Origin of the sequence: Escherichia sp. WS547, from assembly GCF_046486065.1 — a bacterium.
Classification (GTDB): Bacteria; Pseudomonadota; Gammaproteobacteria; order Enterobacterales; family Enterobacteriaceae; genus Escherichia; species Escherichia coli.
In genome coordinates this window covers 157,756-177,877 of the sequence record NZ_JBJQMA010000008.1, presented here as the reverse complement: position 1 = coordinate 177,877, position 20,122 = coordinate 157,756, and the positions used below count along the sequence as shown (strand labels likewise).

Here is a 20,122-nt window from a genome sequence, read left to right as displayed (position 1 = left end):
TTTTTTCGATATATATGTAAATATATAGCGGTTTTTATTATCAGGATATAACTTATGTCACTAACCAGACGGAGGTTTACACAGATTCTTGCGTCGACATTGTTCCTGCATCATCTGCCGTCCTTTGCACAATCAGTCAAATTCTGGGCCTCACTGACGCTTCCCGAAGCCCAAAACATTACACGCATCGTCAGCGCAGGCGCGCCCGCCGATTTACTATTGCTGGCTGTCGCGCCAGAAAAAATGGTCGGTTTTTCCTCTTTTGATTTTGCCCGTCAGGCATTAATTCCATTGCCAGAGCACATTCGCCAGTTCCCCAGGCTGGGACGACTCGCCGGGCGCGCCAGCACACTCTCGCTGGAAGGGCTTATGGCGTTACATCCCGATTTGGTCGTTGATTGCGGCAATACGGATGAAACCTGGATCTCCCTGGCACGGCAGGTTAGCGAACAGACACAAATACCCTGGTTATTGCTTAACGGGAAACTGGAACAATCAGCAGAACAGTTAACAACGCTTGGCAAAACGTTAGGCGAAGAGCACCGCACCGCAGAACAAGCCAATCTCGCCAGCCGCTTCGTTGGTGAAGCTCAGGCATTCGCCACCTCACCCGCCGCTAACCTCAGCTTTTATGCTGCGCGCGGTCCTCGAGGGCTGGAAACGGGCTTACAGGGTTCGTTGCATACCGAGGCGGCGGAATTATTAGGTTTGCACAACGTCGCGCAAATAGCCGATCGCCACGGTCTGACACAGGTTTCCATGGAAAATCTCCTGCGCTGGCAGCCGGATATTATTCTGGTTCAGGAGGCCGTTACTGCAGATTTTATTCGTCGTGATCCTCTCTGGCAGGGCGTGAAAGCGGTTGCGGAACAACGCATCTTATTTTTAAGTGGCCTGCCCTTTGGCTGGCTGGATGCCCCGCCGGGAATCAACCGTCTTCTGGGATTACGCAGACTTCACGCCTGGCTGGATCCCGCCATCAATCGCCAGTTTAAAAGTGACATGCAGCATTACGCCCAACTGTTCTGGCATTGCCCATTAAGTGACGCCGACTATCAAAAATTGGTGGCGAGCTAATGAGAACCGTAAACGGATGTATTTTGCTGCTGGCAGCTATCAGTATCACTTTTGCCGCCGTAAGTGGGGCTTATCATCTCGATATACAGCAACTGCTGGCGCTCATTCTGCGTCAAGAAAATGTTCCTGTGCAGGAACAAATTGTCTTCTGGCAAATCCGCGTGCCGCGTATTCTTGCTGCGCTGTTTCTGGGCGCGGCGCTGGCAGGGGCCGGAACCACCTATCAGGGAATGTTCCGTAATCCCTTAGTGTCACCGGATATTTTAGGCGTCTCCGCCGGTGCCGGACTTGGTGCCTGCGCGGCAATCCTGTGGGGATTATCCATTGTTTACATCCAGCTGTACGCATTTTGCGGCGGGCTGATGGTGGTCGCGGGCGTCTGGTTGATTACGCGTCGGGTGACCCGCCACGATCCGATCTTAACCCTGGTGCTGGTAGGCATTGCGTTAGGAACGTTGTGCGGAGCGGGGATATCGCTAATAAAAACGCTGGCCGATCCTTACACCCAGTTACCGTCAATTACCTTCTGGTTGCTGGGGGGGCTGTCCACCGTGACCTTACGCGATCTCTGCTATGCTGCACCGATCATTCTCATAGGCTCCTTGCCCCTGTTTTTTCTCCGCTGGCGCATGAATTTACTCACGCTTTCCGACGACGAAGCCCGTTCGCTGGGACTGAACGTGACACGTCTGCGCTTTGGATTAATTGTCTGCGCCACACTAATCACCGCCAGCACGGTAGCAATAGCGGGCATAATTGGTTGGGTCGGCCTGGTCGTTCCGCACATTGCCCGCTTGTTGACCGGTCATAACCATCAGCAGCTGTTGCCCATGGCAATGTGTACTGGCGCGATTCTGCTCCTGCTTACCGATACGCTGGCACGCAGCATTGGAACAACAGAAATCCCACTTGGCATTCTGACCGCTTTTGTTGGTGCACCGTTTTTCCTGTTTTTGTTGTTACGCGGAGGTCGCCATTGACTTTGCTTGCCGTCCGTCATGCGTCTCTGGGTTACTCCCGCCATCCGGTGCTACGCGACGTGTCCTTCACCCTGTCGCAAGGAACAATTTGTTGTCTGTTAGGAGCCAATGGTTGCGGCAAAACCACACTCATGCGCTCCATTCTTGGCGTTATACCGTTATTAAAAGGCGAGATCTTACTGGATAGCCTCCCTGTGCAGACACTCAGCCATCGCCAGCGCGCGCAGGCTATTGCCTGGGTGCCGCAGGCGCACGACGGCATTTTTGCTTTTAGTGTGCTGGATATGGTGTTGATGGGCCTGGCCCCCACCATAGGCGCTTTTTCCGTTCCCGGTAAGCAAGAACGCCTGAAAGCCACGGAGCAACTGGAAAAGCTGGGCATTTTGCATCTGGCGACACGACGCTGGAATACGCTTAGCGGCGGTGAACGTCAGCTGGCTTTAATCGCCCGTGCACTCGTCCAGCAACCGCGCTTGTTATTACTGGATGAGCCTGCCTCCAGCCTCGATTTCGGTCATCAGATCCAACTACTGGACACGCTGGCGCAGCTCAAAAATAACGGCATGACAATGCTAATGTCGACTCATCATCCGCTCCATGCCAACGCCATTGCCGACAGCATTATCCAGGTAGAGCCAGATGGACGAGTAACACAAGGCTTACCGACCGAACAGTTAACAACGAACAAACTGGCTGCCCTGTACCGGGTTTCTGCCGACCAGATTCATCATCACCTCTCTGCAATTAGCCACTAAGGAACAATCATGCTCATTGATGATATTGATTTTGCGGACCTTTACCTGCAGCAACTCAAACTGGCCCACCGCACAGAAAAAACGCCGGCTCACTGGGATCAACGGGCGGAAAAAATGGCGGAAAATTGCGCCTCGCCTACGGACAGCTACCTGCAACAACTGACCTCAAAAATTGACCTGCAAGGCGCGCAAACCTTATTCGATATGGGCTGCGGACCGGGTACCGTATCGCTGGCGCTGGCGGCCAAACTCACGACGATTTATGGCGTTGATTACAGTCAGGGGATGCTGAACGTTGCCGCCCGTCGCGCCGCCGCGCTAAAGGCAGACAATGTCCACTGGATCCAGCGCGCCTGGGAAGAGGACTGGAGTGACCTGCCACGCTGCGATATTGCCGTGGCTTCCCGCTCCACTCTGGTGGCTGATATGCGCCAGGCAATGAGCAAACTGAATAATCAGGCACGGCTTCGCGTCTATACGACTCATCTGGTCAGCACCTCGTTCGTCTCTCCAGCCATTCAGCGGGCGGCTGGTCGGGAAGTGATCGAATTACCCAACTATATCTTTGCGCTCAACGTCCTGTATCAGATGGGAATTTATGCTCACGTTGATTTTATCCGTGGACAAAATTGCCAACAGGATAACAGCACCTGGGAACGTTTTGAGCAGAACGTCAGCTGGAGTCTGGGCGCGCTTAACGACGATGAGCGTGAGCGGTTATATCGCTGGTATCAACAACAAGATGCTCGTGCCCTCGCCCCTGCCAGCCGCGACTGGGCGCTCATCTGGTGGGATAGCGTACCGCAAGAGGCACTGCGATGATTTTCCTTTCTCAGGCACAAATCGATGCGTTACTTCTGGAAGATATCCAGGGCGGTGACCTGACCACGCGAGCATTAAATATTGGACACCAGCATGGCTATATAGAGTTTTTTCTCCGTCAGGGCGGCTGCGTCAGCGGCATTTCTGTCGCGTGTAAGATGTTAACTACGCTGGGATTAACTATTGATGACGCGGTCAGCGACGGTTCACAAGCGAACGCGGGTCAGCGGCTAATCCGTGCGCAAGGTAATGCCGCAGCACTTCATCAGGGATGGAAGGCAGTCCAGAATGTGCTGGAGTGGAGTTGCGGTGTTTCTGATTATCTCGCTCAAATGCTGGCGTTACTTCGTGAACGTTACCCTGATGGCAATATCGCCTGCACCCGAAAAGCAATTCCGGGCACCCGCTTACTGGCCTCGCAGGCAATTCTGGCTGCCGGAGGACTGATTCATCGTGCCGGATGTGCGGAAACCATATTATTGTTTGCCAACCACCGCCATTTTCTTCATGACAATCAGGACTGGTCAGGCGCAATCAATCAGTTACGTCGCCACGCACCCGAGAAGAAAATAGTTGTTGAAGCCGACACGCCGAAAGAGGCAATCGCCGCGTTACGCGCGCAACCAGACGTACTTCAGCTCGACAAATTTAATCCGCAACAGGCAACTGAAATTGCGCAAATAGCACCGTCGCTGGCTCCTCACTGCACGCTGGCTCTGACCGGCGGAATTAATCTGACAACACTCAAAAATTACCTCGACTGCGGCATTCGCCTTTTTATTACCTCCGCGCCTTATTACGCGACACCGGCTGACATTAAAGTCAGTCTGCAACCCGCAGCCTCTATTTAATTCTTTGTTAAACGGAATTTATTCTATGAGACTCAAAAAACGTTATCTCTGCACAGCATTATCACTTGCCTTTACCCAGCAGGCCGTAGCGGCTCAGGAGAGCGACTCGCTGACCGTATGGTCCAGTCCGGTATCATCGACGACGACCACCATTCTCGATCAACCCACCATGAAGGCCCTGGATAAACAGAATGTCGCTCAGGCATTAAGTGTCGTCCCCGGTGTGGTGCTGCAAAAGTCAGGCAGCCGCAACGAAGAACAGGTAAAAGTTCGTGGCTTTGATAGTCGGCAGGTGCCGGTCTATTTCGACGGTGTGCCCATTTATGTTCCCTATGACGGCAACCTCGATCTGGCGCGGATTCTGACCAACAATCTGGGGGCAGTCGAAGTTTCCAAAGGGTATTCGTCGCTGCTTCAGGGGCCTAATCAGATGGGCGGAGCCATTAATATCACCACCCAGAAGCCAACAAAACCTCTGGAAGCAAATCTGGGATATCGCCAGGGATGGAGCCGTAGCCAGGACAATGCCTACGATATGCATGCTTCATTTGCCGCCAGCAGCGATCTGGGGTATTTGCAAGTCAGCGGTAGCCAGCTAAAGCAGGATTTTCTCGGCCTGCCGCATGGTGTAAATAATGATATTGCAGGCAAACACGGCAAGATGATTAATTCATCGGCTGATGATAAACGCGGCATTGTGAAGCTCGGTTTTACACCACGCGAAAACGATGAATACACATTGACTTACATTAAGCAGGATGGTGAAAAAGATAACCCGCCATACAGTGGAAATAGTGGTCAAAAATCACGCTACTGGCAGTGGCCAGAGTATGACAAAGAAAGTTTTTATTATCAGGGAACGACCCAACTAAACGATCGTTTTACCCTGAAAAGTCGGCTGTATCGCGACACCTTTGAAAATACGCTAATGATGTACAACTCGCTGGCTGATTTGAAAAATAAAAAAGGCAGCTACAGCCATTATTCCGATTACAGCGACGGTGCCGGGTTACAACTGGCAGCCGATGTGCGTGAAAACGATCTGTTGTCGTTTGCCGTTAACTGGAAAGATGACGTACACCGGGAAAAAGGTGCGCCGCACGCCGCTTACGATCGCTATGAAGATCGTACCTGGTCGCTCGCCAGTGAATATCAATGGGCTGCTGCCGATAATGTCGATGTCGTGGCTGGAATCAGCTATGACTGGCGCGATAGCGTAGAAGCGAAAAAACATGAGAAAGATGGCAGCATCACCCATTATGACGACAACAATCAGTCAGCTTTTAACTGGCAGGTGATGGGGAAATACCACTTTGCCAATGAAGACACGCTGGCGCTTTCGTACTATGACCGCACACGCTTTCCGACGCTGAAAGAACGCTATACCACGTCCAAACCTGCGTATAACCAGATAGCGATTGTTAACCCGCAGCTCAAACCGGAACGCGCGCGCGGGGTGGATTTAACCTGGAATGGTGCCTTCACGCACGACTGGGGGTTTGAGGTCAGCGTTTACTATAACCGGGTGAGTGATGCCATCCTCTCGCACAATATCGATGCCGATACCATTCAAAATCAGAATAGCGGCACGGTGGATTACAGCGGTCTGGATGCCGGTATTAAGGGGAAAATCAGCAATATACTGGATGTAGGATTGAGCTACGCCCTGATCCACGCTGACGCCAAACGCAAAGACATCGGCAAGATAACCGATCTGCCAACGCAGACAATGACCGCATGGATGACTCTCAAACCGTGGGAGCCGTTAAGCGTAACGCTGTCGGAAGAGGCGCGTTCCTCCAGCTACAGCAACAGTGACGGTTCACAAAAAGCCGCCGGTTTTGCGGTGACCCACATTCGAGCCGATTACACCTTAGGTCATGGCTTCAGCGTCAATGCGTCGGTCAATAACCTGTTTGATACCAAATATGCCTACAGTGAAGGGTTTATTGAAGAAGGTCGCAATTTCTGGGCAGGTATCGAGTATACATTCTGATGTGAAAGCGGATAGCGGCATCTGTATCGCTATCCGCCTTATGAAAATCTTATTCTCTTCGCAGGAGGCGGAATACGCCCAGCACCAGGATAGCGCCCACTACCGCCACCAGGAAGCTGTGCAGATTAAAACCACTGATGGAGCCGCCAATGCCAAACATGGTCGCCAGCCAGCCGCCGACCACCGCACCGACTATCCCGAGAATACAGGTCAGGAAAAATCCACCACCATCACGCCCCGGCATGATTAGCTTGGCGATAATGCCGGCTATCAGGCCAAAAATAATCCAGGCAATAATTCCCATGTTCAGGCCCTCGTTTCGATGAATCGGACGCAAGAAATGCTTACGTCAACGCTCTAAGTATAGGCAAGGGCGGAATCGATGCTGGGCGTATGTCGGCTGATTTAAGAACAACATGTAAAAAATATTCACGCATTTGTATTAAGTTTTGTTAACTGTGACCGATAAACCAAAGACAGTTTGTCAGTCAGGAGTTTTTCCGCGTGAGTCATTACCATGAGCAGTTCCTGAAACAAAATCCGTTAGCCGTCCTGGGCGTGTTACGCGATTTGCACAAAGCCGCAATTCCTTTGCGTATCAGTTGGAATGGCGGGCAGCTGATCAGCAAAATACTGGCAATAACCCCGGATAAACTGGTGCTGGATTTCGGCAGTCAAGCCGAAGATAACAACGCTGTGTTAAAGGCGCAGCACATTACCATTACCGCCGAAACCCAGGGCGCGAAAGTCGAATTTACTGTTGAACAACTACAGCAGAGTGAATACTTGCAGCTTCCGGCATTTATTACCGTACCGCCTCCCACCTTGTGGTTTGTACAACGACGCCGATATTTCCGCATCTCCGCCCCACTCCATCCGCCTTATTTTTGCCAGACCAAACTGGCGGATAACAGTACGTTACGTTTCCGCCTGTATGATTTGTCGTTAGGCGGCATGGGTGCATTACTGGAAACAGCAAAGCCTGCCGGATTGCACGAAGGCATGCGCTTCGCTCAGATTGAAGTCAACATGGGGCAATGGGGTGTTTTTCACTTTGACGCCCAGTTAATCTCAATCAGCGAGCGCAAAGTGATTGATAGCAAGAATGAAACCATCACCACTCCCCGTCTGAGCTTCCGTTTTCTTAACGTCAGCCCGACGGTGGAGCGGCAATTACAGCGGATTATTTTCTCTCTCGAGCGGGAAGCCCGGGAGAAAGCGGACAAAGTGCGCGACTGATTTACATCGCGTCCAGTGCCTGCTCAAGTTTGTAGATATAGCGCGGAGCCTGCGGCGCAGGATGATTTCGCGCTACGTGATCGAGGAACTCGTCAGCATCCAGATCGTTGATTTTGCTGATCGCCTTTTTCCGATCTGACGAGAAAGTCCGTAGCAGCGCACCTGCCCCGTTAGCGTATGACACCACCAGCGCATATTGCAGTACCTTCGGATCTTCAATACCTGCCAGCGGGCCGGTTTCCAGAATATTCAGGTAAGCCGCCCCCATTGAAATATTACGCTCCGGATTTTTCAGCTCGCTGGTCGTCGGCTCACCACTCCAGCCCATTCGGCGATAAACATCACGTCCGGAGGTTGAAGCTTTTAACTGCATCAAACCAATGGCATTCGATTTACTCACCGCATTCGGATTACCACCCGATTCGATAGCGATAATCGCTGTGATCAATTGTGGATCGACGCCCCAGGCTGCACCGGCTTTCTGGCTTATTGGCATCCACTGCATCGCACGTTGCACCGGAACTTTCGCGTTCCACGGCGGGTTCGTGTAGTCATGCTTTGATGAACAACCCGCTAATAACACAATCAAAAAGGCAAACCATCTTAATTTCACTTCTTCTATCCTTATAGCCTGGAATCGCCGTTGAGGTGACAACGGCACACCTAAGCGGCATGATATACATTTCGTTTCTGTTGTCAGCAAGGAATTGCCATGTCTCTGTTTCACTTAATTGCCCCATCGGGTTACTGCATAAAACAACACGATGCGCTGCGTGGTATCCAGCGCCTTACCGACGCGGGGCATCAGGTCAATAACGTCGAGGTTATTGCCCGTCGTTGTGAGCGTTTTGCGGGTACGGAAACGGAGCGTCTGGAGGATCTCAATTCCCTTGCCAGACTGACTACCCCCAACACCATCGTGCTGGCTGTACGCGGTGGTTACGGTGCCAGTCGTTTACTGGCGGATATTGACTGGCAGGCACTGGTGGCTCGCCAACAACATGACCCGTTGCTCATTTGCGGACATAGCGATTTTACCGCCATTCAGTGCGGTCTTCTGGCGCATGGCAATGTCATCACCTTTAGCGGCCCCATGCTGGTAGCAAACTTTGGCGCGGATGAACTGAACGCCTTTACCGAGCACCATTTCTGGCTGGCGTTACGCAATGAAACCTTCACCATTGAATGGCAAGGGGAAGGCCCGACATGTCAGACCGAAGGCACGTTATGGGGAGGCAATCTCGCGATGCTGATTTCACTGATTGGTACACCGTGGATGCCGCAAATCGAAAACGGTATTCTGGTGCTGGAAGATATTAACGAGCATCCTTTCCGCGTCGAACGTATGCTGTTGCAGCTCTATCATGCTGGAATTTTGCCACGTCAGAAGGCGATTATTCTCGGTAGCTTTAGCGGCAGCACGCCCAATGATTATGACGCAGGTTACAACCTGGAGTCAGTGTACGCGTTTTTGCGTTCCCGCCTGTCGATTCCACTCATTACCGGCCTCGATTTTGGTCATGAACCACGCACGGTTACGCTGCCGTTGGGCGCACATGCCATTCTTACTAACACCCGGGAAGGCACTCAGTTGACGATTAGCGGTCATCCTGTTCTTAAAATGTAAAAAAATCACGCTTCAGGGCTAAGTAAAACGCTGTCTCTGCCGCTAATATGGTAGGGTTTATATAAGAGACAGCGTAATCAGGAGTAACCGACCGTTGGATGCCACAACAATAATTAGCCTTTTCATCTTAGGATCCATCCTTGTCACCAGCAGTATATTACTTAGTTCATTTTCTTCCCGTCTTGGCATTCCTATTCTGGTTATTTTTCTGGCGATCGGCATGCTGGCGGGAGTCGATGGCGTCGGCGGTATCCCGTTTGATAATTATCCCTTCGCCTACATGGTAAGTAACCTGGCGCTGGCGATTATTTTGCTCGACGGCGGGATGCGCACTCAGGCCAGTTCCTTTCGTGTGGCGTTAGGACCGGCGCTGTCGCTGGCGACGCTGGGCGTGCTTATCACCTCTGGTTTAACCGGCATGATGGCGGCGTGGCTGTTTAATCTTGATTTGATTGAAGGCTTATTAATCGGCGCTATCGTCGGCTCCACCGATGCTGCAGCGGTATTTTCTCTGCTGGGTGGTAAGGGGCTTAACGAACGCGTTGGCTCGACGCTGGAAATTGAATCCGGCAGTAATGATCCAATGGCGGTCTTTCTGACAATTACCCTGATTGCGATGATCCAGCAACATGAAAGCAGTGTCAGTTGGATGTTCGTAGTCGATATTCTGCAGCAATTTGGCCTCGGGATTGTCATCGGTCTTGGCGGTGGTTATTTACTGCTGCAAATGATTAATCGCATCGCCCTGCCCGCCGGATTATATCCATTGCTGGCATTAAGCGGCGGTATTTTAATTTTTGCTTTAACCACGGCGCTGGAAGGTAGCGGTATTCTGGCTGTTTATCTGTGCGGTTTTCTGCTGGGTAATCGGCCGATTCGCAACCGCTACGGCATCCTGCAAAATTTCGACGGCCTTGCCTGGCTGGCACAAATCGCCATGTTCCTGGTGCTGGGGCTGTTGGTTAACCCAAGCGATCTGCTGCCTATTGCCATTCCGGCGCTCATTTTGTCCGCATGGATGATTTTCTTCGCCCGTCCTCTTTCGGTATTTGCCGGATTGCTACCGTTTCGTGGCTTCAATCTGCGTGAGCGCGTGTTTATCAGCTGGGTGGGATTACGCGGCGCGGTGCCAATCATCCTGGCCGTGTTCCCGATGATGGCGGGGCTGGAGAATGCGCGTCTGTTCTTTAATGTCGCCTTCTTTGTGGTTCTGGTTTCACTACTCTTGCAGGGGACATCACTCTCGTGGGCGGCGAAAAAAGCCAAAGTGGTCGTTCCGCCAGTGGGACGTCCGGTGTCACGCGTTGGTCTGGATATTCATCCGGAAAATCCGTGGGAGCAGTTTGTTTATCAGTTGAGTGCCGATAAATGGTGCGTGGGCGCGGCACTGCGTGATCTCCATATGCCAAAAGAGACGCGTATTGCGGCACTGTTTCGTGATAACCAGTTGCTTCATCCTACCGGCAGCACCCGACTGCGCGAAGGCGATGTGTTGTGTGTAATTGGTCGGGAACGCGATCTCCCGGCGCTCGGTAAACTGTTCAGCCAGTCGCCACCTGTCGCGCTGGATCAACGCTTCTTTGGTGACTTCATTCTCGAAGCCAGCGCTAAATATGCTGATGTGGCGCTGATATATGGCCTGGAAGACGGGCGAGAATATCGTGATAAGCAGCAAACGCTGGGTGAAATTGTCCAGCAGTTGTTAGGCGCGGCACCGGTTGTCGGAGACCAGGTAGAGTTTGCCGGAATGATCTGGACGGTGGCCGAGAAAGAAGATAATGAAGTGTTGAAGATTGGCGTACGGGTGGCAGAAGAGGAAGCTGAATCTTAAATTTAATACAGCATCTATCGCCGGATGCGATGCTTTGCGAACGCAGCCTGAGCCTGCATATAAACTTGTCATTTCCTGATTTTGATATGCACATTCCAACATCAGAAGAAGGTTAAATTATGGATGACAAACCATTGCAGGCTCTGGCCAATCAACTCAAAACACCGGCTCAAGAAAGTCAGCGTAATGGCTTCTTCTGACTGCAACAGGTGAAGAAGCACCGGATGCATGAGCGATTTCTTATAGTTATTCCTTTGCTTAATAACGATTATTTCCGGGTCGTTCGCTCTCGTATTTTCTTTAATACGTCAGAGCTGCCTGGGCCGTAATACAGCATGTACCAGACCCGACACGGCATTTCTGACCAAGGGAAAAAGTCAACGATGAGTCGTTATATCAGCGCAAGTGACGTCCTGTGGCACCTTTGCGGTGACCACATTCACGTCTCCGGCGCTGCCAGAGGATATTTATTTCAAGGATACGTAGCATTATGGCCAGCATTAAAGACATCCGCCCATTCGCCCCCGGCATTCCCCCATCTTCCGTTAACCCAGGCGTACGCCCACCAGGGCAGTTCTTCCTGCCGGTGGAACTCAAGAATGAAATTTTGCGGAACATGAAGTATATCGGCCCGCAAATATTTAGCTGGGGTGATGACCACCGGCAGATCATTGACCTCAGTACCGCGGGAGAAGTGAAAATACATATGGTAGACAATACCATCATCACGTTGGAGCGCCTGAATCCGAATCCGCAACATAACGAGTTCATGATGGTCGCCGAATGGTGCCAATGGGCTATGGAGCGGGATGGTTTGCAAGAAAACCTGCAAAAAAACCTGTACGAAATCCTGGAAGAAAACCAGCAAAACAAACAGTCAGAAATTCCCCAAGAAGACCTGAAAGAAAGTCTGGAAGAAATCAAGGAAAATATTCTGGAAGAAAACCTGCCAGCAAGCCGGATTGAAAACCGGGCAGAAGCATTGCGCAGAATGAAGGAATGTCTCATTACAAGACGGAGTATGCTCAATCTTAGCAACCTTGGGTTGACTTCACTCCCTGAAAATTTGCCTCCACATCTGATTGAATTTTACTGCAGTAAAAACGTGTTGACCGCGTTACCGAAGGTGATGCCAAAGTGGCTGCTGGTGCTTGACTGTACAGATAACGTCTTGATCTTGTTACCGAAGGTGCAGCCCTCAAAACTGATGGTACTGAAGTGCTATGAAAACTGTATTATCTGGCTGCCTGAGCTGTCGACTAACCTGAGAGTGATTAACTGTTCTGAAAACTTCTTGCAATTTTTACCGCCGTCGATGCCCCAGTACCTGTATAAACTATCCTGTGCCGGCAACAATATTCACTCAATACCTGATGAGATGCTGGAGAACTTGACTCGCCTGAAAGTATTTGACTGTTCTAGTAACGATTTGATCTCTGCACCACGGCTGCCGCCCAAACTAATAATTTACTACTGTGGAGAAAACAAGTTTAAAACGGTACAGGTGCCACAGCCCCAGAGCCTGAAGGTGTTTGACTGTAATGGTAACCCGTGGGACAAAGACAATTTACCGACGCTGTTCAAAGCCGTCGAGGGCCTGAAAAAACAGCAGGGCCTGAAGGACCTTTTGGGCTTTTTGCACAAGGAGGGCCAGATGAAGCTGGAGAAGCTGGAGAAGCTGGAGGATCTGGATGACCTTATGGATCTAGAGCTCCTGGATGACCCGGTACTCCTGGAGCGCGTGAAGGTACAGGAGGACCTGGAGCTCCTGAATCAGCAGTTGGGCCTGTTGATTCTGGAAAGACAACAGGACTCGCAGCCTGTTAATCAACATTCTGAACATGAACCCGAATCTGCATCAAGGGTGAAGCGTGATTTATCTGAAGTCGAGTTCGAGTCAACAATGAAACGTAAGCGTTTTATGTAGAACGCCTGTGCGGTGAACTCAGGTTCCGGGGAAATAGTGTCCATCATTGTAATGGACACTATCATGGGAAATGGCTCTGTCACATCAACAACTACAGTTGCTGACCAGCCGGATGGATGATTTTTTCGCAACCAGAAGACGCTGCCTCCGATCCGGCTTACAACAAGTTACACTGTCACAACCGGGACACGTAACGCCAGCGCGCACATCAACTCATAGCCCACCGTTCCGGCAGCGGCGGCGACATCATCAATTTTGATCTCCTTGCCCCACAGCTCAACCGGCGTACCAATCCCCGCCTGCGGGCAAGGCGTTAAATCAACCGCCAGCATATCCATCGAGACGGTCCCCACCGTCATGGTGCGCACGCCGTCCACTAAAACAGGAGTACCGGTAGGCGCATGGCGCGGATAACCGTCGGCGTAGCCTGCGGCGACAATGCCGATTCGCTGTTCATCGCGCGCAGTATAGCGACCGCCGTAGCCCACACGCTCGCCCGCTTTTAGCGTCTGGACACCAATAATCTCGCTGCTTAGCGTCATCACCGGACGTAATCCGGTATTGGCGATATCACGCCACTGACCGGACGGCGAAGCGCCATACAAAATAATGCCAGGCCGAACCCAGTCAAAATGCGCTTCCGGGTGCCACAGAGTCGCCGCCGAATTGGACAACGAACGCCGACACTCCAGCCCTTCCGCCGCCTGCTCAATACGCGCCATCGCGCTGGAAATTCCATCAGGATGTTCCGCCTCGGCAAAATGCGACATCAGGGTCATTTCGCCAACATTCGCCATCGCCCGCAACTGCTGCCAGACGGTAAGCACGCGATCGGGCTGGAAGCCCAACCGATTCATCCCACTGTTCACTTTAAGATAAATATCCAACGGGGCTTTTAGCCGTGCATTTTGCAGTGCTTTGAGCTGCCAGTTGCTGTGTACGCAGGTGGTCAGGCGGTGCTGGTCATAAATCTCCAGATCCTGAGCATGGAAAAATCCTTCCAGCATCAGGATCGGTCCTTTCCAGCCGCGCTCACGTAACGTTATTGCCTCTTCCAGGTTAAGTAATGCAAAGCCATCGGTGGCCCCGAGCGCGCTCCAGATACGCTCAATACCGTGCCCGTAAGCGTTCGCTTTTACCACCGACCAGACGCGCGCGTGCGGCGCGGCCTGGCGGACAATGGACAGATTCTGTTTTAATGCCTGCAGATCGAGGCTGGCCTGTATCGGACGGGTCATCTCGTTTCCTTAGCTGTGTGCGCCATGTAAATGGCCCGGGCGTGATGGCGTAAATCCACGGCTGTAGCGCGCTACGCTTAGATCTTCATACGGGATCGCTGGCGTGCGACCAGAGAGCAGATCGCTTAACAACTGACCGGAACCGCAAGCCATCGTCCAGCCGAGCGTGCCGTGACCGGTATTCAGCCACAGATTTTTAAAGCGTGTACGCCCGACAACCGGCGTGCCGTCTGGCGTCATCGGGCGCAGACCAGTCCAGAAAGTCGCCTGCTCGACATGACCGCCGCGTGGATAGAGATCGCGAACCACCATCTCCAGCGTTTCACGACGCGGTTGCAACAGCTCGGTATTAAAACCAACAATTTCCGCCATTCCGCCAACACGAATGCGGTTATCGAAACGGGTAATGGCGATTTTGTAGGTTTCATCAAGAATGGTGGATACCGGCGCACCATCTTCCTGCGCAATGGGAATGGTCAGCGAGTAGCCTTTCAAAGGATACACCGGAATATCAACTATGCCTTTGAGCATCGCCGTCGAGTAAGAACCAAACGCCATCACATACGCATCGGCCTTAATCACTTCATCGCCACACTTCACGCCGTAGATTTGCTCGCCGTCGCAAAGCAGTTGGTCAACGGGCGTATTAAAGCGGAATTTAACCCCCGCCTGCTCCGCCATCCGCGCCAGATTCTGGGTAAACAGCTGGCAGTCTCCGGTTTCATCATTGGGCAGCTGGAGCCCCCCCGTCAGTTTGTGCGCCACTTCTGCCAGCGCGGGCTCCACTTCCGCCAGACGGCTGGATTCCAGCAGCTGGTACGGTACGCCGGCATCTTCCAGCACGGCGATATCGCGGGTCGCATTTTCATACTGTTGTTCGGTACGGAACAGTTGCAGCGTCCCACCCTGACGCCCTTCATACTGAATATTGGTTTCGGCGCGCAATGCTTTCAGGCAATCACGGCTGTATTCCGCCAGACGCACCATCCGCCCTTTGTTTTCCATGTAGTGGCTGGTGTCGCAGTTACGTAACATTTGCCACATCCATTTCAACTGGAACTGCGTACCGTCGAGACGAACCGCCAGCGGCGCATGGCGCTGGAACATCCATTTAATCGCTTTTAAAGGCACACCTGGTGCCGCCCACGGTGCTGCATATCCGGGGGAGATTTGCCCGGCATTCGCGGCACTGGTTTCCAGGGCGGCCCCCGGCTCCCGATCAATGACGGTGACCTCATGTCCTGCCTGATTTAAGTACCAGGCGCTGGCAACGCCTACCACACCACTTCCCAGTATGACAACTCGCATAGCCACTCCGATAACGGTAGATACAGTAAAAGAATAATAATCTAATTACATCTTGATAACTCAGTTGAAAATATTATTCAACATACGGCTTTTTTATGGTGAGCTGGCTCACATCTCCCTGACTCTGCGGCAATATGGCGTCTTTAGTATCTCCTGCTGAACGCCCTTTTTATCCAGCATAAAATTCCGTTCAGAAGCGGATTAGTGGCACTCTGATAATAAGAAATCGCAAAGAAAAAAATTCTCCGGCGACGCGGTTTTTAACAGGTGTTCTATGCTTGAAATGAGGTGCTCCACACAGAGAGCGCCGACAACAATGAGGTGCGCGTATGGCGACGATCGATTCTATGAATAAGGACACCACACGTTTGAGCGATGGACCCGACTGGACGTTCGACCTGCTGGATGTTTATCTGGCAGAGATAGACCGGGTGGCGAAACTCTACCGGCTGGATACCTACCCGCACCAGATTGAAGTGATAACCTCAGAACAGATGATGGATGCCTACTCCAGCGTCGGCATGCCCATTAACTATCCGCACTGGTCATTCGGTAAAAAGTTTATCGAGACTGAACGGCTGTATAAGCACGGTCAGCAAGGACTGGCCTATGAAATCGTCATTAACTCTAACCCGTGTATCGCTTACCTGATGGAAGAAAACACCATTACCATGCAAGCGCTGGTGATGGCACACGCCTGCTATGGGCATAACTCTTTCTTCAAAAACAATTACTTATTCCGTAGTTGGACCGACGCCAGTTCGATTGTCGATTATCTGATTTTTGCCCGTAAATATATTACCGAGTGCGAAGAACGTTATGGCGTTGATGAAGTAGAACGGCTTCTGGACTCGTGCCACGCGCTGATGAACTACGGCGTGGACCGGTACAAACGCCCGCAAAAAATCTCGCTGCAAGAAGAGAAAGCCCGGCAGAAAAGTCGCGAAGAGTATCTGCAAAGTCAGGTCAATATGCTCTGGCGTACCCTGCCGAAGCGCGAGGAAGAGAAAACGGTTGCTGAAGCGCGCCGCTATCCGTCCGAGCCACAAGAAAACCTGCTCTATTTTATGGAGAAAAATGCGCCACTGCTGGAATCATGGCAGCGTGAAATCCTGCGTATTGTGCGTAAGGTGAGCCAGTATTTTTATCCGCAAAAACAGACTCAGGTGATGAACGAAGGCTGGGCGACCTTCTGGCACTACACCATCCTTAACCATCTGTATGATGAAGGGAAAGTAACGGAACGTTTTATGCTGGAGTTTTTGCACAGCCACACCAATGTGGTCTTCCAGCCGCCCTATAACAGCCCGTGGTACAGCGGCATCAACCCGTATGCCCTCGGGTTCGCCATGTTCCAGGATATTAAACGGATTTGTCAGTCGCCAACGGAAGAAGACAAATACTGGTTCCCGGATATCGCCGGTTCCGACTGGCTGGAAACGCTGCATTTCGCGATGCGTGATTTCAAAGATGAGAGTTTTATCAGCCAGTTCCTGTCACCGAAAGTGATGCGTGATTTCCGCTTCTTCACCGTGCTGGATGACGATCGGCATAATTATCTGGAGATTTCCGCTATTCATAATGAAGAAGGTTATCGGGAGATCCGTAACCGGTTATCGTCTCAATATAATTTAAGTAATCTGGAGCCGAATATTCAGATCTGGAACGTGGATTTGCGCGGCGACCGTTCGCTGACGCTGCGTTACATTCCACATAATCGCGCACCGCTGGATCGGGGGCGCAAAGAAGTACTGAAGCATGTGCATCGCCTGTGGGGATTTGATGTGATGCTCGAACAGCAAAACGAAGATGGCAGCGTCAAGTTGCTGGAACGTTGCCCGCCGAGAATGGGAAATCTGTAAAAACAACAAAAAACCCCTCGTTTGAGGGGTTTGCTTTTTAAACGGAAGGGATTATCGCCCCTGAATGGCTAAATCACCCGGCAAATTTTTCTGCATCCGGTGCCAAATCTCGCCACTCTCATGCCCATAGCGACGCACTGTTTCGTACACCTGATCGTGCGCGCCTTCACTGCACAACGCCGACAGTTTGTGGTAGAAGCCCAGCGCCAGACTGCGCGCTTCCGGATTGGCGAAATAGTGACGACCAATGCGCGTATACAGCCCTTTCATCCCGTTAAGGATCAGACCGTAAATCGGGTTGCCGGAAGCAAACGCCAGACCGCGGAATATGTTGTAATCCAGCTCGGCAAAGGCATCGGCGTGATCGGCCACTTCATTAGCGGTTGCCAGTACTTCCTGCGCTTTATCAGGATGCTGACGAAACGCGGTACGAATAAAAATCGTTGAAATATTAGTACGCACCGACAGCAAATTATCAATAAGCTGCGGCACACTTTCGTGATCCAGTCGTGCCAGTGTTTCAAGGATATTTAAACCGGAGGTTTCCCAGAAATTATTCACCTTCGTCGGCTTGCCGTGTTGAATGGTCAACCAGCCATCTCGTGCCAGACGTTGTAACACTTCACGTAACGTAGTACGCGTTACGCCAATTAATTCTGAAAGTTCACGTTCTGCGGGCAAAATAGTCCCGGGAGGGAAGCGGTTATTCCAGATACTTTCAATAATGTACTCTTCCGCGAAACCCGCCGGGCTTTGCGCCTTAATGACCATAGTGAGATTTCCATAACACAGCAAAACAAAGTTGGACTCATCATACCAGAGGGCTAACTACGCTGATAGCAGACAAAAAGAAGAAAAAAGGGATCAAGGCTTCATTTTCCGCATCTCTTTACCCTTGACTATCAAGACTTGCCTCACTCCTGCCTGACCGTTAAGCTTTGCGTTTAAACATAAAAACATCATTGATTATTTGTAAGGTAAGGGAAACCATCATGGAGATCTCCTGGGGCCGCGCGTTATGGCGCAATTTTTTGGGCCAGTCCCCCGACTGGTACAAACTCGCCCTCATCATTTTCTTAATCGTAAATCCGTTAATTTTCCTCATCAGCCCTTTCGTCGCGGGCTGGTTGCTGGTAGCGGAATTTATTTTCACTCTGGCGATGGCCCTGAAATGCTACCCGCTGCTCCCCGGTGGTCTGTTGGCTATCGAAGCGGTATTCATCGGCATGACCAGCGCGGAACACGTCCGTGAAGAGGTGGCGGCAAATCTTGAAGTCTTGCTGTTACTGATGTTTATGGTGGCGGGTATCTATTTTATGAAACAGCTATTGCTGTTCATATTTACCCGTTTGCTGTTAAGCATTCGCTCCAAAATGCTGCTGTCGCTCTCTTTTTGCGTGGCGGCGGCGTTCCTCTCCGCGTTCCTCGATGCCTTAACCGTCGTGGCGGTGGTGATCAGCGTTGCAGTCGGTTTTTATGGGATTTATCACCGCGTAGCCTCTTCCCGTACCGAAGATACCGACCTGCAAGACGATAGTCATATCGACAAGCATTACAAAGTGGTTCTGGAACAGTTCCGTGGCTTTCTGCGTAGCCTGATGATGCATGCCGGTGTCGGCACCGCATTAGGCGGCGTGATGACCATGGTGGGCGAACCACAGAACCTGATCATCGCTAAAGCGGCTGGCTGGCATTTTGGCGATTTCTTCCTGCGCATGTCGCCAGTGACCGTTCCGGTTCTGATTTGTGGCCTGTTAACCTGCCTGCTGGTAGAGAAGCTGCGTTGGTTTGGCTATGGTGAAACGCTGCCGGAGAAAGTCCGCGAAGTACTGCAACAGTTTGACGATCAAAGCCGCCACCAGCGTACCCGTCAGGATAAAATCCGTCTGATTGTCCAGGCGATTATTGGCGTCTGGCTGGTGACTGCGCTGGCGTTGCATCTGGCGGAAGTTGGCTTGATTGGTTTGTCGGTCATTATTCTGGCGACATCATTGACCGGTGTCACCGATGAACATGCTATCGGTAAAGCCTTCACCGAATCTCTGCCATTCACCGCACTGTTGACGGTGTTTTTCTCGGTAGTCGCGGTGATTATCGACCAACAACTGTTTTCGCCGATTATTCAGTTTGTGTTGCAGGCATCGGAACATGCTCAGCTGTCGCTGTTCTATATTTTCAACGGTCTGCTGTCATCCATTTCGGATAACGTCTTCGTGGGGACGATTTATATCAACGAAGCGAAAGCGGCAATGGAAAGTGGCGCTATCACGTTGAAGCAATACGAGCTGCTGGCGGTCGCCATTAATACCGGTACCAATCTGCCCTCTGTCGCTACGCCGAACGGTCAGGCTGCGTTCCTGTTCCTGCTGACCTCTGCACTCGCGCCATTGATTCGCCTCTCTTATGGCCGCATGGTGTGGATGGCCCTGCCTTACACCCTCGTCCTGACACTCGTCGGACTACTTTGCGTCGAGTTTACGCTTGCCCCTGTAACCGAATGGTTTATGCAAATGGGCTGGATAGCAACGCTTTGATAACAACTTACCGGGCATATAAATGCCCGGTTTGCCTTTTCGCCCGATAATTGTCCAATTGCGTCCTATTTTTGC

The 20,122-nt window shown here is 51.6% G+C and carries 17 protein-coding genes; 12 read left to right on the top strand and 5 right to left on the bottom strand.

Annotated features, from left to right (window positions below; all coding sequences use genetic code 11):
• Positions 1–54 precede the first annotated feature (54 nt).
• The 6 genes from ACJHWK_RS09955 to ACJHWK_RS09930 are packed head-to-tail and all read left to right on the top strand — an operon-like array spanning position 55 to position 6,481.
• Positions 55–1,077 carry an iron ABC transporter substrate-binding protein gene (locus tag ACJHWK_RS09955; protein ID WP_000060130.1) on the top strand — a complete coding sequence of 341 codons (1,023 nt, stop codon included), beginning with the start codon at positions 55–57 and terminating at the stop codon, positions 1,075–1,077.
• Entirely contained in the window at positions 1,077–2,057 is a 981-nt protein-coding gene (locus tag ACJHWK_RS09950; protein WP_001261253.1) for a FecCD family ABC transporter permease, read from the top strand. The genes ACJHWK_RS09955 and ACJHWK_RS09950 overlap by 1 nt, the downstream gene beginning before the upstream one ends.
• On the top strand, positions 2,054–2,812 hold the full coding sequence (locus ACJHWK_RS09945) for an ABC transporter ATP-binding protein (RefSeq protein WP_000173311.1): 759 nt from the start codon (positions 2,054–2,056) through the stop codon (positions 2,810–2,812). The genes ACJHWK_RS09950 and ACJHWK_RS09945 overlap by 4 nt, the downstream gene beginning before the upstream one ends.
• Before the next feature lie 9 nt (positions 2,813–2,821).
• On the top strand, positions 2,822–3,634 hold the full coding sequence (locus tag ACJHWK_RS09940; protein WP_000903985.1) for a class I SAM-dependent methyltransferase: 813 nt from the start codon (positions 2,822–2,824) through the stop codon (positions 3,632–3,634).
• Positions 3,631–4,485, top strand: coding sequence for a ModD protein (modD, locus tag ACJHWK_RS09935; RefSeq protein ID WP_000576826.1), 855 nt, complete (start codon positions 3,631–3,633; stop codon positions 4,483–4,485). Before ACJHWK_RS09940 ends, modD begins: the two co-directional genes overlap by 4 nt.
• 25 nt (positions 4,486–4,510) lie before the next feature.
• Entirely contained in the window at positions 4,511–6,481 is a 1,971-nt protein-coding gene (locus ACJHWK_RS09930; RefSeq protein ID WP_001522926.1) for a TonB-dependent receptor plug domain-containing protein, read from the top strand.
• A 49-nt stretch (positions 6,482–6,530) separates the two neighbouring features.
• Here the strand turns inward: ACJHWK_RS09930 and ACJHWK_RS09925 are convergent, their stop codons facing one another.
• Positions 6,531–6,785 (bottom strand): GlsB/YeaQ/YmgE family stress response membrane protein, encoded by a 255-nt coding sequence (locus ACJHWK_RS09925; RefSeq protein ID WP_000511315.1) that lies wholly within the window; start codon positions 6,783–6,785, stop codon positions 6,531–6,533.
• Between the two features lie 200 nt (positions 6,786–6,985).
• Between ACJHWK_RS09925 and ACJHWK_RS09920 the strand changes: the two genes are divergently transcribed.
• Positions 6,986–7,720 carry a flagellar brake protein gene (locus ACJHWK_RS09920; RefSeq protein ID WP_001522922.1) on the top strand — a complete coding sequence of 245 codons (735 nt, stop codon included), beginning with the start codon at positions 6,986–6,988 and terminating at the stop codon, positions 7,718–7,720.
• A 1-nt stretch (position 7,721) separates the two neighbouring features.
• On the opposite strand, the gene emtA is transcribed toward ACJHWK_RS09920, so the two are convergent.
• Positions 7,722–8,333, bottom strand: a complete 612-nt coding sequence (gene emtA / locus ACJHWK_RS09915; protein ID WP_001295616.1) for a membrane-bound lytic murein transglycosylase EmtA — start codon at positions 8,331–8,333, stop codon at positions 7,722–7,724.
• A gap of 99 nt (positions 8,334–8,432) precedes the next feature.
• Here emtA and ldcA point away from each other — a divergent pair, with 99 nt between their 5' ends.
• From ldcA to ACJHWK_RS09900, 3 genes are all read left to right on the top strand, one after another.
• Complete coding sequence (gene ldcA, locus ACJHWK_RS09910) at positions 8,433–9,347, top strand: muramoyltetrapeptide carboxypeptidase (protein ID WP_001522919.1); 915 nt, start codon at positions 8,433–8,435, stop codon at positions 9,345–9,347.
• A 94-nt stretch (positions 9,348–9,441) separates the two neighbouring features.
• The gene (locus ACJHWK_RS09905; RefSeq protein WP_000340206.1) at positions 9,442–11,178 is read left to right on the top strand and encodes a potassium/proton antiporter; all 1,737 of its coding nucleotides are present in this window, start codon (positions 9,442–9,444) and stop codon (positions 11,176–11,178) included.
• Between the two features lie 490 nt (positions 11,179–11,668).
• Positions 11,669–13,105 carry a hypothetical protein gene (locus ACJHWK_RS09900; protein ID WP_001314632.1) on the top strand — a complete coding sequence of 479 codons (1,437 nt, stop codon included), beginning with the start codon at positions 11,669–11,671 and terminating at the stop codon, positions 13,103–13,105.
• Positions 13,106–13,272: 167 nt separating this feature from the next.
• Here ACJHWK_RS09900 and dadX read toward each other — a convergent pair whose 3' ends face one another.
• Positions 13,273–14,343, bottom strand: a complete 1,071-nt coding sequence (gene dadX / locus ACJHWK_RS09895) for a catabolic alanine racemase DadX (RefSeq protein WP_000197840.1) — start codon at positions 14,341–14,343, stop codon at positions 13,273–13,275.
• A gap of 9 nt (positions 14,344–14,352) precedes the next feature.
• The gene (gene dadA, locus ACJHWK_RS09890; protein WP_001266908.1) at positions 14,353–15,651 is read right to left on the bottom strand and encodes a D-amino acid dehydrogenase; all 1,299 of its coding nucleotides are present in this window, start codon (positions 15,649–15,651) and stop codon (positions 14,353–14,355) included.
• 329 nt (positions 15,652–15,980) lie between these two features.
• On the opposite strand from dadA, the gene ACJHWK_RS09885 reads away from it, so the two are divergent.
• Entirely contained in the window at positions 15,981–17,513 is a 1,533-nt protein-coding gene (locus ACJHWK_RS09885; protein WP_410234830.1) for a SpoVR family protein, read from the top strand.
• A 51-nt stretch (positions 17,514–17,564) separates the two neighbouring features.
• Here the strand turns inward: ACJHWK_RS09885 and fadR are convergent, their stop codons facing one another.
• Positions 17,565–18,284, bottom strand: coding sequence for a fatty acid metabolism transcriptional regulator FadR (gene fadR / locus ACJHWK_RS09880; RefSeq protein ID WP_000234823.1), 720 nt, complete (start codon positions 18,282–18,284; stop codon positions 17,565–17,567).
• Between the two features lie 221 nt (positions 18,285–18,505).
• Here fadR and nhaB point away from each other — a divergent pair, with 221 nt between their 5' ends.
• Positions 18,506–20,047, top strand: a complete 1,542-nt coding sequence (gene nhaB, locus ACJHWK_RS09875) for a Na(+)/H(+) antiporter NhaB (RefSeq protein ID WP_000406391.1) — start codon at positions 18,506–18,508, stop codon at positions 20,045–20,047.
• Positions 20,048–20,122: the final 75 nt, after the last annotated feature.